Genomic DNA, 17,077 nt, shown 5'->3' with positions numbered 1-17,077 from the left:
GAAGCTCAGTGTGCTCCGGTACCTGTCAGGGACCGCACCTCCAGCTCCGCGTACTTCTGGGTGTCCGGTGCCTCCTTGGACAGCAGGGTGCCCACGACGCCGAGGAGGAAACCGACCGGGATCGAGATGATGCCCGGGTTCTCCAGCGGGAACCAGTGGAAGTCGACGCTCGGGAACATCGACGTCTCCTTGCCGGAGACCACCGGCGAGAACAGCACCAGGCCGACCGCGGTGACCAGGCCGCCGTAGATCGACCAGAGGGCTCCGGCGGTGGTGAACCGCTTCCAGAAGAGGCTGTAGAGGATGGTCGGCAGGTTGGCGGAGGCGGCGACCGCGAAGGCGAGGGCGACCAGGCCGGCGACGTTCAGGTCGCGGGCGAGGGCGCCGAGCAGGATGGAGACGGCGCCGATGCCGACCGTGGCGTACCGTGCCGCGTTGATCTCCTGCTTCTCGGTGGCCTGGCCCTTCTTGATGACGTTGGCGTAGATGTCGTGCGCGAAGGACGACGAGGACGCCAGGGTGAGGCCCGCGACCACCGCGAGGATGGTCGCGAAGGCCACCGCCGAGATGGTGGCCAGCAGGATCGCGCCCCAGTTGGAGTCGACGCCGCCGAGGTGGAGGGCGAGGAGGGGGGCCGCGGTGTTGCCGGACTTGTTGGACGCGATGATCTCGTCCGGTTTGATCAGCGCGGCCGCGCCGAAGCCGAGGGCGAGGGTCATCAGGTAGAAGGTGCCGATCAGGCCGATCGCCCAGAGGACCGACTTCCGGGCCGCCTTGGCGGTGGGCACGGTGTAGAAGCGGATCAGGATGTGCGGCAGGCCGGCGGTGCCGAGGACCAGGGCGATGCCGAGGGAGAGGAAGTCCAGCTTGCTGGTGCCGGTGGCGCCGTACTTCAGGCCGGGCTCCAGGAAGGCGGCGCCCTTGCCGCTGTTGTCGGCGGCCTTGCCGAGCAGGTCGGAGACGTTGAAGTTGAACTTGGCCAGGACCATGAGGGTCAACAGCAGGGCACCCGCGATGAGCAGCACGGCCTTGACCATCTGGACCCAGGTGGTGCCCTTCATGCCGCCGATGGTGACGTAGACGATCATCAGGACGCCGACCAGGGCGACGATGCCGATCTTGCCGCCGTCGCTGGTGATGCCGAGGAGGAGGGAGACGAGGACGCCCGCTCCCGCCATCTGGGCCAGCAGGTAGAAGATCGAGACGACGATGGTCGAGGTGCCAGCGGCGGTCCGGACGGGGCGCTGGCGCATGCGGTAGGCCAGCACGTCGCCCATGGTGTAGCGGCCGGAGTTGCGCAGCGGCTCGGCGACCAGGAGCAGGGCGACCAGCCAGGCGACCAGGAAGCCGATGGAGTACAGGAAGCCGTCGTAGCCGAAGAGGGCGATGGCGCCGGCGATGCCCAGGAAGGACGCGGCGGACATATAGTCGCCGGAGACGGCGAGGCCGTTCTGGAAGCCGGTGAACTGGCGGCCGCCCGCGTAGAAGTCGGCGGCGTCCTTGGTCTGGCGGCCCGCCCATACGGTGATGACGAGGGTCGCGGCGACGAACACCGCGAACAGGGTGATGATCAGGGTCCGGTGCTCGCTTGCCTCACCGGCCGCCAGCGTGATCGCGGAGCTGTCGGCCGCCAGTGTGATCGCGGGGCTCATGCGCCGCCCTCCATCCGGGACTTGATGGCCTCGGCCTTGGGGTCGAGCTTGGCGGCGGCGTGCCGGGCGTACCACCAGGCGATGAGGAACGTGGTGAGGAACTGGGCGAGGCCGAGGACCAGGGCCACGTTGATGTTGCCGACGACCTTGGTGCCCATGAAGCCGTCCGCGTAGCTGGAGAGCAGGACGTACAGCAGGTACCAGGCGATGAAGGCGACGGTCAGCGGGAAGGCGAAGGAGCGGTAGGAGTGCCGCAGTTCGGCGAACTCCGGACTCTGCTGCACCTCGGCGAACTCCTCGCCGGAGGGGAGCCGGGTCTGTGTGTTCGAGGGCGGTGGTGTCTCGGTGGCCACGGAGTCTCCTCGCGATACGGACATGCGGATTCTGACCTCACAGACATGTGGATCACTCACCTGGAGTGACACATTGACTCCGGTGAGTGAATCCGACGGGGGGCCTCGATCCTGCTGCGGCTCCCTCCCCGAGGTCACGGCGCCACGCGTGGACAGGTTCAACTCGCCCGGGTTCTTTCGGAAGTCGTCGGCGCAAGTCACCTCCGGTCATTGCTGGCCGGTGACTGCGGGAGATAGCTTCGGCCGTGCACCACCCGTCATGTACCTGCCCAAGCGCCACTCGCGTCTTGGGCGGTCCCGTTTTCGGCCGGTGTTCTCGGCCGATGTTCCGGATGATGTGGAGACCCCATGGCTCATCTGCGTTCCAGACGCGGGCTGGCGCTCGCCGTCCCGGTCGTCCTGTCGCTGACCGCCTCGCTCGGCCTCGTGCCGGCGGCGGCTTCCGCGGTCCCGCTGACCGCCCGGGCGGCGTCGGTGACGGACGGGCCGAACCTGGCCTATGTCGTCAACACCAGGACGGACCATCGCACGATCGACTCGGTGCAGCGGGCGGTCGTCCGCAACGGCGGCACGGTCATCGCGACGTACGACAGGATCGGCGTGATCGTCGCGCACTCGGCGAACCCGGACTTCGGCGCGGCCATGCGCGCGGTGCGCGGGGTGCAGTCGGCGGGCGCCACCCGGACGGCTCCGCTGAGCGCGGCGGGAACCACGGACGAGGGCGCCGTGCAGGTCCTGTCGAAGGCGGCGGCCGCGAAGGCCGAGCAGCGGGCGACGGCGGGCCAGGAGCCTCTCGAGGCCGACCAGTGGGACCTGCGGGCCATCGGCGCCGACAAGGCCGCCGCGATCAACCCGGGGAGCCGCTCGGTGACGGTCGGCATCATCGACACCGGCGTCGACGACACCCACCCGGACATCGCCCCCAACTTCTCCGCCTCGCAGTCCGCCAACTGCGTGAGCGGCAAGGCGGACACGACGTACGGCGCCTGGCGGCCGGTGGACGCCGACCACTACCACGGCACCCATGTCGCCGGTGAGATAGCCGCGGCCCGCAACGGGATCGGCGTGGCCGGCGTGGCACCGGGCGTGAAGGTCGCGAGCATCACCGTGGCCCAGCCCGACTCGACGCAGCTGTTCTACCCGGAGAGCGTCGTCTGCGCCTTCGTCTTCGCCGCCGACCACGGCATCGAGATCACCAACAACAGCTACTACGTTGACCCATGGCTGTACAACTGCATGGACGACCCCGATCAACGCGCCATCGTTGACGCGGTCAACAGGGCTCAGCTGTACGCCCAGCGCAAGGGCACGCTCAATGTGGCCTCGGCGGGCAACTCGAACGACGACCTCGACTCGCACGCCCTCACGGACGACTCCAGCCCGGACGACTCGACCGCCACCACCCGGACGGTCGACCCGCACGAGTGCTTCGACGTGCCGACCCAACTGCCCGGTGTGGTCACCGTGAGCGCGGTCGGCGTCAACGACACGAAGTCGTACTACTCCAGCTACGGCCAGGGCGTCATCGACGTGGCGGGCCCGGGCGGCGACAAGTACCAGATCCCGGACACGCCGTCGAAGAACGGCCGCATCCTGTCCACCCTGCCGAACGACCAGTACGGCTTCCTTCAGGGCACCTCGATGGCGTCCCCGCACGTGGCCGCCGTGGCCGCGCTGCTGAAGTCGACCCACCCGCACGCCACTCCGGCCCAGCTGCAGGCCCTCCTCAAGGCCGAGGCGGACAACCCGGGCTGCCCGTCCGGCCCGTACGACGGGGACGGCGACGGCGTCGTCGACGCCACCTGCGTGGGCGGCAAGCACGTCAACGGCTTCTACGGCTCCGGTGTCGTCGACGCGCTGCGCGCCGTCAAGTAGTCACCGCAGAGCAGGACTTCCCGCACGGCATGCCCGTTCCGCGAACGAACTGGAGACCTCAGATGACCGCGCCCAAGCCGCGCTACCGTCGCGTCCTCGCCCTCCCGCTCGGTATGGCCATGGCCACGGCCCTCGCCTTCCTGCCCAACGTCTCGGCGTCCGCCGCCGACACCGGCGCGGCTGCGTCCGCGGCCGCCACCGACGGCACGACATCCCTCAGCTATGTCGTCAACGTCCGCCCCGGACACGGCACTTCCGCGCGGGTCCAGAAGGCGATCGAGCGGGCCGGCGGCTCGGTGGTGATCGCGTACGACGAGATCGGTGTGATCGTCGTCCACTCGTCGAACGCCGACTTCGCCAAGATCATCCGCAAGGTGCCCGGCGTGGACTCCGCCGGGAACACCCGCAACGCGCCGCTGCCCGCCCAGTCGACCACCGACGTCGGCACGCCCGAGGTGCTGAGCTCCGAGCAGGTCTCGGCGGCGGACGCGCAGGCGACCGACGGGCAGGACCCGCTGGAGCCGTTGCAGTGGGACCTGCCGGCCATCAAGGCGGACAAGGCGCACGAGAAGACCCTGGGCAGCTCGAAGGTCACCGTCGCCGTCATCGACACCGGCGTCGACGACACCCACCCGGACATCGCCCCCAACTTCTCCGCCTCGCAGTCCACCAACTGCGTCACGGGCAAGCCGGACACGACGTACGGCGCCTGGCGGCCCACCGCGGCGGAGAGCCCGCACGGGACGCACGTGGCGGGCGAGATCGCGGGCGCCAAGAACGGGATCGGCATCACCGGTGTGGCACCGGGCGTCAAGGTGGCCGGCATCAAGGTCGCCACCACCGCCGGGTACTTCTACACGGAGGCCGTGGTCTGCGGCTTCGTGTGGGCGGCCGAGCACCACATCGACGTCACCAACAACAGCTATTACACCGACCCCTGGTACTTCAACTGCACCGACGACCCGGACCAGAAGGCGCTCGTCGACGCCATCACCCGGGCCTCGCAGTTCGCGGAGCGCAAGGGCACGGTCAACGTCGCGGCGGCCGGCAACGAGAGCTACGACCTGGCCTCCCACTCCATCACCGACCCGGTCTCGCCGAACGACGCCACCCCCAGCGACCGGGTGATCGACCCGCACACGTGCTTCGACATACCGACCCAGCTGCCGGGCGTCGTCACGGTCGCGGCGACCGGCGCGAAGGGCCTCAAGTCGTCGTTCTCCAACTACGGCCTCGGAGTCATCGACATCGCCGCGCCCGGCGGCGACGCGACGGCCTACCAGACGCCGGCGCCCCCGGCCACCAGCGGCCTGATCCTGGGCCCGCTGCCGGGCGGCAGGTGGGGCTACATGGCGGGCACGTCGATGGCGACCCCCCATGTCGTCGGTGTCGCCGCATTGATCAAGTCAACCCATCCGCACGCCTCCGCCGCCCTGGTGAAGGCCCTGCTGTACGCCGAGGCGACCGCGACGCCGTGCACCGACCCGTACGACATCAACGGCGACGGCAAGATCGACGCGGTGTGCGAGGGCTCCAGGAACCGCAACGGCTTCTACGGCTGGGGCACCGCCGACGCACTGGCGGCGGTGACCAGGTAGGTACATATATTGATCCAGTCAATCATGCATAGTGCAGTCATGACTGGAATCAAGTACGCGTGGTCCGCGCTGGGCGGCGATCCGTCGCTGCCCGCGCGGGTCACGACCGTGACGCGCGCGGGCACGCTTCCGGCACACCTTCCGGTACACCGGCTCGCCCGCGCCTGCGTCGGTGTGTGCGCACTGGCCGCCGCCGAGCTGGGAGCACGGCGGGCCGGGGCCGCGGAGGTGCCCGGGGTCCGGATGGACGACGGGGCCGTGGCGACGGCCTTCACCAGCGAGCGGCACCTGCTGGTCGACGGGCGGGCGCCCGTGCAGTTCGCCCCGCTGTCCCGGTTCTGGCGCACCGCTGACGGCTGGGTGCGCACCCACGCCAACTACCCGCACCACAGGGCCCGGCTGCTGGACGCGCTGGGGCTGGCGGAGGGCGCCTCGGTGGAGGACGTGGCGGCGCGGATCGCCGAGCGGCCCGCCCGGGACGTGGAGAACGCGGTCTACGCCACCGGCGGGCTCGCCGTGGCGCTGCGCTCGCCCGAGGAGTGGGCCGGGCACGAGCAGGCCGCCGAGGTGGCCGCGCGGCCCCTGGTCGAGCGGGGCCGCCCGGACGCGGCGCACGCGCGCGTGCTCCCGCCGCTCGACGCCGGTGCCGCTCCCCTGCTGCCCGCCACCGGCCTGCGCGTCCTGGACCTGACCCGGGTCCTGGCCGGTCCGGTCGCCACCCGCACCCTCGGACTGCTGGGCGCCGACGTCCTGCGGCTGGACGCGCCATGGCTGCCCGAACTCCCCGACCAGCACGCCGACACGGGCTTCGGGAAGCGCTCGGCGACGCTCGACCTGACGACGGACCGGGCTGCCTTCGAGGAGCTGCTGGCCGCGGCGGACGTCGTGGTCACCGGCTACCGGCCGGGCGCCCTGGACCGGTTGGGGCTCTCCCCCGAGGCGCTCGCCGAACGGCGGCCCGGGCTGGTCGTGGCCCAGGTGTCGGCGTGGGGCGCGTACGGGCCGTGGGGCGGACGGCGCGGCTTCGACAGCCTGGTCCAGGTCGCCACGGGCATCGCGGAGATCGAGGGCTCGGCGGACCGGCCGGGCGCGCTGCCCGCGCAGGCACTGGACCACGGCACCGGCTATCTGCTGGCGGCCGGCGTGCTGCGGGCGCTGACCGAGCAGTCCTACGACGGCGGCAGCAGGTTCGTACGGCTGGCTCTGGCGCGGACCGCGCGGTGGCTGACGGAGGAGCTGGAGCCGGGTTCCGGGACCGGTGAGCCGTACGACGGGCCGGACGCCTGGCTCGCGGAGACGGACAGCGCACTGGGGCGGCTGCGGTACGCGCGGCCGCCGGTGTCCTTCGCGGGCGGACCGGCCGACTGGGCCCGGCCTCCGGTGCCCTGGGGATCGGTTCCGGCCCGCTGGGTATGAAGTACGCGCCGGACGGCCGGAAACGGACGAATAGGTGGTATGCCGTTCCGCCAGCTGTTTTCCTGTACTTGCCCGCTTCTGTGATGACTGGTGGAGATCAGGGGGGCCGTTGACACGACCGACCGCCGAGGTGGCCGCGAGCCGCCCCGCGAGACGCCCGGGGACCTGGCGGGCCGTCGCCGTCCTGGTCCTGGTGGCGGTGGCCGCGCTGGTGCCGCTGCTCGGGCCGTCCATGGCGCTGCGGGACACCGGGGAGGCCGCGGCGCCCGGGGTGGGCGGCATCGCCCTGCTGCGCGGGGTGCTGTTCGCCGCCCTGTGCGTGCCGTCGGGCGAGCTGTTCGTGGACCGGCTGGTCCGCCGGCTGCCGGACGCGCCGCCCGAACGGCCGTCCAGTTGGGCGGTGTTCGCGGCCGTCGCCGGTTTCGTCGCCGCCCTGGGGCTCGCGTCGGTCGTGTCGACGGGCAACCTGGTGCCGCGCTCGGTCGCCGACGTCGACGTGGGCGGCCTGTACCAGTCGCGTGACGGCAAGTTGGCGCTGATCGAGGTCAACGCCTTTCTGCTGGCCGGTCTGTGCGCCCGCTCGCGCCGCCCGGCGGCCCAGGTGTGGCCGCTGGCGGCGGTGGCCGTCGCCGAGGCGCTGCGCGCCCATCCCGCGCCCGAGCACAGCCCGTTGCTCGGCTCCGCGCTGACCCTGGTGCATCTGACGTGCGCGACGCTGTGGGTGGGCGGTCTGCTGCACGCGCTGCGCATGCTGCGCCGGTGGCGCGGCCGGGCGGCCGGGGCGGCGCTGCTCGGGCTCTACGCGCGCGTGGCGGCCGTACTGCTCGCGGCCATCGTCGCGACGGGCGTGTGGAGTTCGCTGCGGCGGATGCCCACGGGCACGGTCCTGGACCAGCTGACGACGACGGCGTACGGGCGCACCCTGCTGGCCAAGGTGATCCTCGTCGCCGCCGTCGCCGTGCTCGCGCTGTGGGCGCGGTTCCGGCTGCGCCGGGCGACCGACCCGCTGACCGCGTACGTGCCCGCGCGGGCCGAGGTGGCCGTGCTGGGGGTGGTGGTCGCGGTGTCGGGGGTGCTGACGGCGCTGCCGCTGCCGATCAGGTGGACTTGATCGATGCTGCCGTTGCCGATCAGGCGGACTTGATCGATGATCGGCTCGATCAAGTGTTGATCGGGGCGTTGATTCAGCCGTTGGTGACGAGCACCTTCAGGGCGGTGCGCTCGTCCATCGCCTTGTAGCCGTCGGGCACGCCCTCGATGCCGACGGTCAGGTCGAAGACCGGCGACGGGTCGATCGTGCCGTCCAGGACGTCGGGCAGCAGGTCGGGGATGTAGGCGCGGACGGGGGCGACGCCGCCGCGCAGGGCGATGTTCCGGTCGAACATGACGCCGAGGTCCAGGCCGGTACCGCTGCCGTGCGGGACGCCGACGAAGCCGATCGCGCCGCCGTCGCGGGTGATCTCGACGGCCGTCCGCATGGACTGCTCGGTGCCGACGGCCTCGACGACGGAGTGCGCGCCCTGGCCCCGGGTGAGTTCGCGTACGGCCGCCACGGCCGCTTCCCCGCGTTCGGCGACGACGTCGGTGGCGCCGAAGCGGCGCGCGATGTCGGTGCGGACCTCGTGCCGGCCCAGCGCGATGATCCGCTCGGCGCCCAGCCGCTTGGCAGCCAGCACGGCGCACAGGCCGACCGCGCCGTCGCCGACGACGGCGACCGTGGCACCGGGCCGGGCGCCCGCGCCGAGGGCCGCGTGGTGGCCGGTGCCGAGCACGTCGGAGAGGGTGAGCAGGGCGGACAGCAGGTGGTCGTCGGAGGCCGCGTCCTTGGGCAGCCGGACCAGGGTGCCGTCGGCGAACGGGACGCGCACGGCCTCGCCCTGGCCGCCGTCGTACCCCACGGCGCCCCAGAAGCCGCCGTGCTCGCAGGACGTGGTCAGGCCCTCACGGCAGTAGTCGCAGACGCCGTCGGACCACATGAAGGGGGCGACCACGAGGTCGCCGCGCCGCACGGTGCCCACCTCGGAGCCGGTCTCCTCGACCACGCCGAGGAACTCGTGCCCGATGCGCTGCCCCGGCTGCCGGGCCGACTCGCCCCGGTACGCCCACAGGTCGCTGCCGCAGATGCAGGCGCGCAGCACCCGTACGACGGCGTCGGTGGGCAGCTGCACCACGGGCTCGGGCACGTCCTCCACGCGCATGTCGAACGGGGCATGGATGGTGGTGGCACGCATGGCGAGGGTCCTTCTCGTGCAGTGTCGTGGATGCGCTCAGGGGGTGGTCGAGCGCACTTCACGGTACGCCGTGGCCGATACGGACCGCGCGTCGAGGGTGCCCCGGACCAGCAGGAACTGTGCCACCGCGTAGGTGAGCATGATCCAGAGGTCGGGGCGCGGCAGCTGCGGCCAGTCGGCGACGCCGGTCGCGATCAGCGTGTCGGAGAGCATGAAGAGCGCGCCGCCGAGCCCGGCGAGAGGCCCGAGGCGGGTGGCGGCGGTGTACGCCATGGCGGTGAGCAGGGTGCTGTAGCCGGCCACCGGGACGCGCAGGCCGGCGGGCAGGTCCGGCCACAGCAGGACGACCAGGGTGACGAGGGCGGCCGCGTAGGCGGGGGCGAGGAGTCGGGCACGCGCGTGTGGCGGGCCCTGGCGGCGGAAGAGGACGAGGTAGCAGACGTGGCCGGCGGCGAAGGACGCCATGCCCGCCATGAAGGCGGGGTCGGCGTCGGAGAGGAGCAGGACGTCGCCGCCCCAGCCGCACAGCAGAGCGGCGACGAGGAGCCGCGGGGCACCCGCGCGGGCGGCGGACGCGGCCAGCAGGGGCATCAGGAGCACCTTGGCGACGGCATGCCCGGTGCGGAAGCCGACGGCCAGGCAGGCGAGGTCGAGGACGACGGCGAGGGCGAAGGCGGCGAGCAGCTCCCGGGACGCTCTCACGCGGCCACGGACTCCTCGGCCTGCTCCACGGCGGGCGCCGGCGCCCAGCCCGGTCCCCGGAACACCCGCCCGGCCCGCTCCCGCCAGCTGCGCGCTGCCCTGATGTCCTTGGCGATGGCGGCGTACTCGTGGGTGGCCACCTTGACGGGGTTGAACGTGTTGATGTTCTTGGTCAACCCGTACACGGGCCGCTCGGTCTCCGGCACCCAGGACCCGAACAGCCGGTCCCAGACGATCAGGATCCCGCCGAAGTTGCGGTCCAGGTAGCCGCCCTGGGAGGCGTGGTGCACCCGGTGGTGGGACGGCGTGTTGAAGACGAACTCGAACCAGCGGGGCATCTTGTCGATGCGTTCGGTGTGGATCCAGAACTGGTAGACGAGGTTGGCGGAGGAGCAGAAGGCCAGCGCGGCCGGGTGCACCCCCACGGCCACGAGCGGGACGTAGAACGGCCAGACGGTCAGCGAGGTCCAGGGCTGGCGCAGCGCGGTGGAGAGGTTGAACTTCTTGCTGGAGTGGTGCACGACGTGGCAGGCCCACAGGATGCGGATGACGTGGTGGCCGCGGTGCGACCAGTAGTAGAAGAAGTCCTGCGCGAGCAGCATCAGCGGGACCGTCCACCACAGGACGGGAACGCGCAGCGGGGTCAGTTCGTACACCGCCGTGTAGATCGCGACGATCGGGATCTTCCACACGAAGTCGAAGACGAGCGACCCGAGCCCCATGCCGATGCTCGTGGCCGCGTCCTTGGCCTGGTACCCGGCGGCATCGTCGTCGGGATGGATGCGGTAACTGATCACCTCGATCACGGTGAGCAGCACGAAGGCGGGTATCGACCACAGCACGACATCGGGCAGGTTCGGCATGGGGGCACCGTAGAACCGCCGGTCGGCCGCGGCTAGACGTTGTTACCCACAAGTATTGGCGGCGGTACGCGCTTGCCTGTTGGCGATCTCCGCCAATGAGCTAGACCCCGGCCGCCCCCAGCAGGGTCCCCGCCGCATAGGTGACCCCCATGGCCAGCGCCCCGCCCAGGACGTTGCGCAGCATCGCGGGCCCCACCGCGGCCGCTCCCAGGCGTGCGCTGGCCCAGCCGGTCAGGACCAGCGCCGCCAGCACCGAGCCCACCGTCACCGGAAGCCGCCAGCCGGCCGGCGGCAGGACCATCGCGAGCAGCGGCAGCAGCGCCCCCACCGTGAACGCCAGGAAGCTGGCGAGGGCCGCGTTCCAGGGGTTGGTCAGCTCGTCCGGGTCGATGCCCAGCTCGACGCTCGCGTGGGCCTTCAGCGCGTCCCGTTCCGTCAGCTGGACGGCCGCCTCACGAGCCACGTCCCGCGACAGGCCGCGCCGCTCCAGCAGCTCGGTCAGCTCCTCCAGCTCGGCCTCGGGCTGCTCCTTCAGCTCCTGTTTCTCCTGTGCCAGCGCGGCCAGTTCCGAGTCGCGCTGGGTGGAGACCGACACGTACTCCCCCGCCGCCATCGACATCGACCCGGCGAGCAGCCCCGCCAGGCCCGCCGTCAGCAGGGCGCCCCGGTCGGCGGTGGCACCCGCGACGCCGACGACGATGCCCGCCGTCGACACGATGCCGTCGTTCGCGCCCAGTACGGCCGCCCGCAGCCAGTTCAGCCGGGAGCCGAGGGCTCCCCCGTGGGCCTCGTTGTCGTGCGTTGGTTCGGTCACAGCAGGGAGGATCGCACCCCGGGGCCGGTACACGCCGTACTGACTTCACCGGACCCGTACTGACTTCACCGGCCCCGTGCCCACGTCACCAGACCCGTACCGAGGCCCCGCGTGCGAACACCGGGCTCGTCGCGTCCGCCGGCGGCTCCGGCAGCGGCTCGGCGATCTCCGCGACCGCGGGGCCCACCTTCGCCGCGATCGGGTCCAGGAGGTCCAGGTCGAAGCCGTACACGCGGGCCGCGTTGCCGCCGAGCATCGCGGCGAGCTCGTCGCGCGGGACGCCGGCGAAGGCGAAGCGCAGGCCCTCCCTGGTGTACGGGTAGGTCCCCTCGTCGTGCGGGTAGTCGCTGCCCCACATGATCTTGTCCACGCCGATGCGGTCGCGCAGCGGTACTTCGTGCGGGCGCATGAAGCTGGCGCCGACGAAGCAGTTCTCGTGCCAGACCGAGGACGGCGGTTCGCCCATCGCCTCCGCCAGGCCGACTCCGAACTTCGACTCGGCGGTCGTCGCCTTCGTGGCCGCCGCCAGCATGCGGCCGTGGTAGTAGTCCAGCATGGCCAGCACCCCGGGGATCCAGCCGGAACCCTGTTCGGTCAGGACCAGTCTCAGCTCCGGGTGGCGGCGGAAGGCACCGCCGAAGACCAGGTGCCACAGCGCGCGGTGCGAGAACCAGGTCGTCTCGACCATGAAGACCGCGCGGGCGGCGGGTTCGTCGCCGAGCGGCGGAGACGCGGAGCCCGCGTGGTGGTTGACGGGCACGCCGAGTTCCGCGCAGACGGCCCAGATCGGGTCGTACACGCGCGCGTGCAGTTCGGGCAGGCCCGAGCCGGGCGGGGTGCCGGGGAGCATCAGGCCGCCTTTCAGGCCCGCCCCGGCCGCCCACCGGATCTCCTTCACGGCCTCCTCGACGTCGTTGAGGAGGATCTGGAAGACGCCCGCCCTGCGGCCGGGTGCGGCGGCGCAGAAGTCGGCCAGCCAGCGGTTGTGGGCGCGCAGGCCCGCCCAGCGCAGCTCGGACTCCGCCGCCGTCGGCGCGGGGGCCATGAGCGAGCCCGACGGGAAGAACGGCGGGATGGTGTTCGGGAAGATCACCTCCGCGACGATCCCGTCCTCCTCCAGCTCCGCGAGCCGCCGCGCGGAGTTCCAGTTCCGGTCCGCCGAGTCGGCGAGCAGGTCCTCGTACGGGTTGACGTACGTCGCCGCCCACACGTCGAAGTCGTCGTGGTGGCGCTTCTCCAGGTAGGGGCGGTAGTCGAGGAGGTCCGCCCCCGCGTGGCAGTCGGCCGAGATCACCGTGTAGCGGTCCTGTTCGTTCATCGATCCGCTCCCAGCACAGGGAAGTCGTTGTCCGTCAGCCAGTGCCGGCCCACCTCGCGCGAGCGGGCCCAGGAGGCCTCCACGGCCGCCTGGTCGGCCTGCTGGCCGAGGTCGGCGGGGGTGGGGCCGATGCGGTGGGCCAGCGGGGTCAGGCGGTCCACGTCGAAGCCGAAGACCTCGGCCGCCGCGAGGCCCAGCATCCGGCGGGTCTCGGCCACCGGGATGTCGTGGAAGGTACTGCGCAGCCACGCGCGCGTGTCGGGCCAGGTGCCCTCGGGGTGCGGGAAGTCGCTGCCCCAGAGGATGTTGTCGACGCCGATCTCGTAGCGCTGGGCGAGTTCCCGGCGCTTGGTGTTGGTGGCGCAGACGAACACCTGGCGGTCCAGGTACTCGTGCGGCGGGCGTTGCAGCTCCTCGAACGGGGAGAGTTTCTTGCCGCCGTGCGCGCCGAGGTAGAGGCGGTCCATGAACCACAGCAGGTTCGGCAGCCACCAGCAGCCCGACTCGGCGACGCCGAAGCGCAGTCCGGGATGGCGTTCGAAGACGCCGGACCAGAGCAGGAACCACAGCGGGCGGGCCGGCCACCACGTCACCTCGCTGACGTAGATGCCGAGATGGTCGCCGTACTCGTGGCGCGGCGCCGCGCCGGAGTGGGTGAGGACCGGCATCCCGCAGTCGGCGGCGGCCGCCCAGACGGGGTCGTAACGGCGGTCGTGGTAGGGCTCCTTGTCGACCCACATGGACGGGATCATCAGGGCGCCGAGACCGGACTCCTTCGCGCGGTACACCTCGGCGACGACGCGGTCCGTCGGGGCCGTGACCGGCAGCAGGGCCACCCCGCAGTGCCGTTCGGGGTTCTCGGAGACGAAGTCGGCCAGCCAGCGGTTGTGGGCCTGCGCCCCCGCCATGCCCAGCTCCGGGTCCTGGTCGCCGGACAGGCCGAGGCCCACCCCGAAGGGTGCCGCGGTCCGGCTGTCGACCGCGTCGGCGTCCGGGAAGACCACCTCGGCGGCCACCCCGTCGCCGTCCAGCTCCTTCAGGCGCTGCGCGCTGTCCCAGCCGCCGCGCAGCCCCTCCTCGTTGTCCTGGAACCACTTGGCCGCGAACGCCTCGTTGCGGATGCCGAGCCGGGTCATCTCCTCCCGGCGGCGGTCGCGCCCGGCGAGGAACTCGTCGAAGTCCCGGTGGAACCGGGCGTCCAGATAGGGCCGGTACTCCTCGGTGGGCAGCCCGGCGTGGCAGTCGGAGGAGATGATCAGGTATGGGTCGTCGTACGCGGTCACCACTGCCCCCTGTTCAGTCCAGGATGAAGCTTTCGAGGTACGACGGGTTCGTCCGGTCCAGCATCGAGCGGGCCCGCGCCCTGATCTGGGCGTCGCTGTGCTCGCTGGGCGGCAGCAGCCAGAAGCGGTCCGCGCGGATGCCCGCCACGACGAAGTCGGCGACCTCCTCGACGGGCGTGAAGGCGACCTCCTTGCCCGCCGCGCGCATCGCCGCCTCCCACTGGTCGAGGCTGCGGTACGGCGTCCTGCGCGGCCGCTCCTTGGCATAGCGGTCGGGGCGGTTGCGGTGCGACTCCCACAGGCCCGTGCGCAGCATGTGCGGCCCCGGGAAGAGCACCGAGGCGCCCACGCGCGCGTGCTCCGCCCTGAGATGCGCGTACAGGGACTCGGTGAGCGTGACGACGGCCGCTTTCGTGACCGCGTACACGGAAGCCGTCGGCAGCGGCGCGATACCGCCGTCACCGGAGGATGTATTGACCACATGACCGGGTTGACCCGACTTGATCATCCTCGGCAGGAAAGCCTGCACGCCGTGGAAGACGCCCCACACATTGACCTCGAACGCCCATGTCCAGTCGTTCGGTTCGTGCTCCCACATCCGGCCCTCGGCGCCGGAGCCGACCCCGGCGTTGTTGCACAGGACGTGCACCGCGCCGAAGGTGTCGTAGGCCGACTCGGCCAGTTCCATGACCTGTTCGCGCACGCCGACGTCGACCACGCGCGCGTGCACGTCGGCGCCCTCCGCGCGCAGCCCGTCGGCGGCCTTCTCCAGGGCGGCCGGCTCCACGTCGGCGAGGACGACCTTCAGCCCCTCGGCGGCGAACCGCCGGGCCATCGCGAGCCCGATCCCGCTCGCCGCGCCGGTGACGACGGCGACCTGTCCTTCGCGCAGTTCCATCAGGCCCCGCTCCCTTCGCCGCTGTCCTCCGGGGGCGCGTCGTGGATCTGGCGCGGGTCGTCGTAGCGCTGGTGGACGTACGGCAACAAGGCCTGGGCGTCCACCCGTTCGACGACCCGGCCGCGCTGGTCGCTGGTCTTCTCGCTCAGGGTGAGGTCCAGCAGGCGCAGCACCGGCAGGTCGGCGACCGGGTCGTACGCCGACTCGCGGAGGATCACCTCCCCGGTGACGCGCTCCAGCCGGCGGACCCTCTCCGCGCGGACGCAGTGCACCAGCAGCGGGTCGCCGTCGAAGCCCGAACCGTCCACAGCGGGCAGGAACTTGAAGTAGAAGTCGGTCTTCGGGGCGGGCTCGGGCAGCGGCAGCGGGCCGTCGACCGTGCCGCGCACCTCGACGAAGACGACGCCGTGCCGGGCGAGGGCCGCGCGGACGGCGGAACCCTCGCGCTCGACGGTGACCTCGCCCAGCTTCTTGGGCTCGCCGAAGACCTCGCGGCCGCCGGTGAGGGCACGCTCGTGCGTCATCGGCATGACCAGCGGGTACCAGCCCTCGACCGTGCCGTGCGCGGCGGCGACCGCGAACGAGCCCGCGCCGAGCGGGTATCCGGGCAGTTCGACCTTGCTGATGTTGACGCGGGCCAGGGGCCGGCCGGCCGGCTTCAGCGGCGGCGGCAGGACGGCCGCGACCGCGTCCGGGTCGGTCTCCCAGACGGCCACCACCCCGGTGGACCAGACGTCCGGGAGCTTCGCGGTGCGCCCGGCCGCGATCTCCGCATCGGTCCGAGCGCCGTACCGTACGCGTGCCATCCGCCGTACCGCCCTTCCGTCGACCACCGGCTGCGTCGCGTCGGCGCGGAGTCGTCGAGGAGTCGCCGCGTCTGCGCGCCGGGCGGGGTGCACGCTTGCACCGGGCGACGAAAAGGTCCATAGCCACGCGAAGGGCAATCAGGGCGGGCGGTTGCGGCGGACGGGGAATCAGGACATTCGAACGGGCGGCTGCGGCAGGCGACCTGACGGACAGGGCTGTCGGTCCGGGCCCGTATCCTCAATGACCATGCTCGAAGACCGTACGACCGCAGTGTCCCCCGGCACCCCGTGGCCGGCCGCGTACCCCAAGGGGTACGCCGTCGTCGACGTGGAGACCACCGGACTGGCCCGGGACGACCGGATAATCAGCGCGGCCGTCTACCGGCTGGACGAGCGCGGCGAGGTCGAGGACCACTGGTACACGCTGGTCAACCCGGAGCGCGATCCGGGTCCCGTGTGGATCCACGGCCTGACGAGCGAGGTACTCGAAGGCGCGCCGCTCTTCGGCGACATCGCCGAGGAGTTCTCGGCCCGGCTGGACGGCCGGGTGCTGGTCGCGCACAACGCGGTCTTCGACTGGCAGATGATCGCGCGGGAGTACGCGCGGGCGAAGGCCGAGGCCCCGGTGCGGCAGCGGCTGTGCACGATCGCGCTCTCCAAGGAGCTGGGTCTGCCGCTGCCCAACCACAAACTGGAGACCCTGGCCGCGCACTTCGGTGTCGTACAGCGGCGGGCGCACCACGCGCTGGACGACGCGCGGGTGCTCGCGGAGGCGTTCCGGCCCAGTCTGCGGGCCGCGGCGGCGGGCAACGTACGGCTGCCGCTGCTGGAGTGCCGGCCGCTGACGGAGTGGTCGGACACGCCCCGGATCGGCCAGCAGGCGAGCGGCGGCCACGGCGGCGGCTACCGGCCGACCAGCTGGCGGCCGTCCCGCAGGCGGCCGGCGTGCCCCCACCCGAACCCGGGGCGGTACGAGGACGGCAAGCCGCTGATGCAGGGCATGCGGGTGGCCTTCTCCGGGGACACCTCGATCGACCGGGAGCTGCTGGAGGACCGGGCCGCCGAGGCCGGTCTGCACGTCTCCACGAGCATCTCCCGGCTCACGAGCCTGCTCGTCACCAACGACCCCGACTCGGGCACGTCGAAGGTCCTCAAGGCCCGTCAGTTCGGGACGCCGGTCGTCGACGAGGCGGCCTTCGGGCAGCTGCTGCGGGACGTGGCGCCGGCGACGGAGAAGTGAGCGCGACCGCGGAGAAGTAAGCGCGGCG

The 17,077-nt window shown here is 71.9% G+C and carries 15 protein-coding genes; 5 read left to right on the top strand and 10 right to left on the bottom strand.

The window, feature by feature from the left end; translation table 11 throughout:
• Positions 1-5 precede the first annotated feature (5 nt).
• Positions 6-1,652, bottom strand: a complete 1,647-nt coding sequence (locus ABZ887_RS08250; protein ID WP_361284480.1) for a cation acetate symporter — start codon at positions 1,650-1,652, stop codon at positions 6-8.
• A complete protein-coding gene (locus ABZ887_RS08245; protein ID WP_361284477.1) occupies positions 1,649-2,005 on the bottom strand; it encodes a DUF485 domain-containing protein in 357 nt (118 codons plus the stop codon). Before ABZ887_RS08245 ends, ABZ887_RS08250 begins: the two co-directional genes overlap by 4 nt.
• Positions 2,006-2,353: 348 nt before the next feature.
• On the opposite strand from ABZ887_RS08245, the gene ABZ887_RS08240 reads away from it, so the two are divergent.
• The 4 genes from ABZ887_RS08240 (at position 2,354) to ABZ887_RS08225 (ending at position 8,005) form a co-directional block, all read left to right on the top strand.
• On the top strand, positions 2,354-3,880 hold the full coding sequence (locus ABZ887_RS08240; protein WP_361284474.1) for a S8 family serine peptidase: 1,527 nt from the start codon (positions 2,354-2,356) through the stop codon (positions 3,878-3,880).
• Between the two features lie 62 nt (positions 3,881-3,942).
• Complete coding sequence (locus tag ABZ887_RS08235; RefSeq protein ID WP_361284471.1) at positions 3,943-5,478, top strand: S8 family serine peptidase; 1,536 nt, start codon at positions 3,943-3,945, stop codon at positions 5,476-5,478.
• 39 nt (positions 5,479-5,517) lie between these two features.
• The gene (locus ABZ887_RS08230) at positions 5,518-6,894 is read left to right on the top strand and encodes a CoA transferase (RefSeq protein WP_361284468.1); all 1,377 of its coding nucleotides are present in this window, start codon (positions 5,518-5,520) and stop codon (positions 6,892-6,894) included.
• Positions 6,895-7,003: 109 nt separating this feature from the next.
• On the top strand, positions 7,004-8,005 hold the full coding sequence (locus ABZ887_RS08225) for a CopD family protein (RefSeq protein ID WP_361284465.1): 1,002 nt from the start codon (positions 7,004-7,006) through the stop codon (positions 8,003-8,005).
• A 73-nt stretch (positions 8,006-8,078) separates the two neighbouring features.
• Here ABZ887_RS08225 and ABZ887_RS08220 read toward each other — a convergent pair whose 3' ends face one another.
• The 8 genes from ABZ887_RS08220 to ABZ887_RS08185 form a co-directional block, all read right to left on the bottom strand.
• Positions 8,079-9,125, bottom strand: coding sequence for a zinc-dependent alcohol dehydrogenase family protein (locus tag ABZ887_RS08220; RefSeq protein WP_361284462.1), 1,047 nt, complete (start codon positions 9,123-9,125; stop codon positions 8,079-8,081).
• Between the two features lie 36 nt (positions 9,126-9,161).
• Complete coding sequence (locus tag ABZ887_RS08215; RefSeq protein WP_361284459.1) at positions 9,162-9,827, bottom strand: lysoplasmalogenase; 666 nt, start codon at positions 9,825-9,827, stop codon at positions 9,162-9,164.
• Positions 9,824-10,690, bottom strand: coding sequence for a sterol desaturase family protein (locus ABZ887_RS08210; protein ID WP_361284456.1), 867 nt, complete (start codon positions 10,688-10,690; stop codon positions 9,824-9,826). The genes ABZ887_RS08215 and ABZ887_RS08210 overlap by 4 nt, the downstream gene beginning before the upstream one ends.
• A 100-nt stretch (positions 10,691-10,790) precedes the next feature.
• On the bottom strand, positions 10,791-11,504 hold the full coding sequence (locus ABZ887_RS08205; RefSeq protein ID WP_361284453.1) for a VIT family protein: 714 nt from the start codon (positions 11,502-11,504) through the stop codon (positions 10,791-10,793).
• A gap of 85 nt (positions 11,505-11,589) precedes the next feature.
• Positions 11,590-12,822, bottom strand: a complete 1,233-nt coding sequence (locus tag ABZ887_RS08200) for an amidohydrolase family protein (protein ID WP_361284450.1) — start codon at positions 12,820-12,822, stop codon at positions 11,590-11,592.
• A complete protein-coding gene (locus ABZ887_RS08195; protein WP_361284447.1) occupies positions 12,819-14,105 on the bottom strand; it encodes an amidohydrolase family protein in 1,287 nt (428 codons plus the stop codon). Before ABZ887_RS08195 ends, ABZ887_RS08200 begins: the two co-directional genes overlap by 4 nt.
• 13 nt (positions 14,106-14,118) lie before the next feature.
• Complete coding sequence (locus tag ABZ887_RS08190; RefSeq protein WP_361284444.1) at positions 14,119-15,003, bottom strand: SDR family NAD(P)-dependent oxidoreductase; 885 nt, start codon at positions 15,001-15,003, stop codon at positions 14,119-14,121.
• Positions 15,003-15,809 carry an acetoacetate decarboxylase family protein gene (locus ABZ887_RS08185; protein WP_361284441.1) on the bottom strand — a complete coding sequence of 269 codons (807 nt, stop codon included), beginning with the start codon at positions 15,807-15,809 and terminating at the stop codon, positions 15,003-15,005. The genes ABZ887_RS08190 and ABZ887_RS08185 overlap by 1 nt, the downstream gene beginning before the upstream one ends.
• Positions 15,810-16,056: 247 nt before the next feature.
• On the opposite strand from ABZ887_RS08185, the gene ABZ887_RS08180 reads away from it, so the two are divergent.
• Entirely contained in the window at positions 16,057-17,049 is a 993-nt protein-coding gene (locus ABZ887_RS08180; protein WP_361284649.1) for a DEDDh family exonuclease, read from the top strand.
• Positions 17,050-17,077: the final 28 nt, after the last annotated feature.

It is taken from the genome of Streptomyces sp. NPDC047061 (assembly GCF_040643955.1).
Taxonomy (GTDB): domain Bacteria; phylum Actinomycetota; class Actinomycetes; order Streptomycetales; family Streptomycetaceae; genus Streptomyces.
The sequence above is the reverse complement of the archived record's forward strand: the minus strand, read 5'-3'. Positions and strand labels throughout refer to the sequence as shown.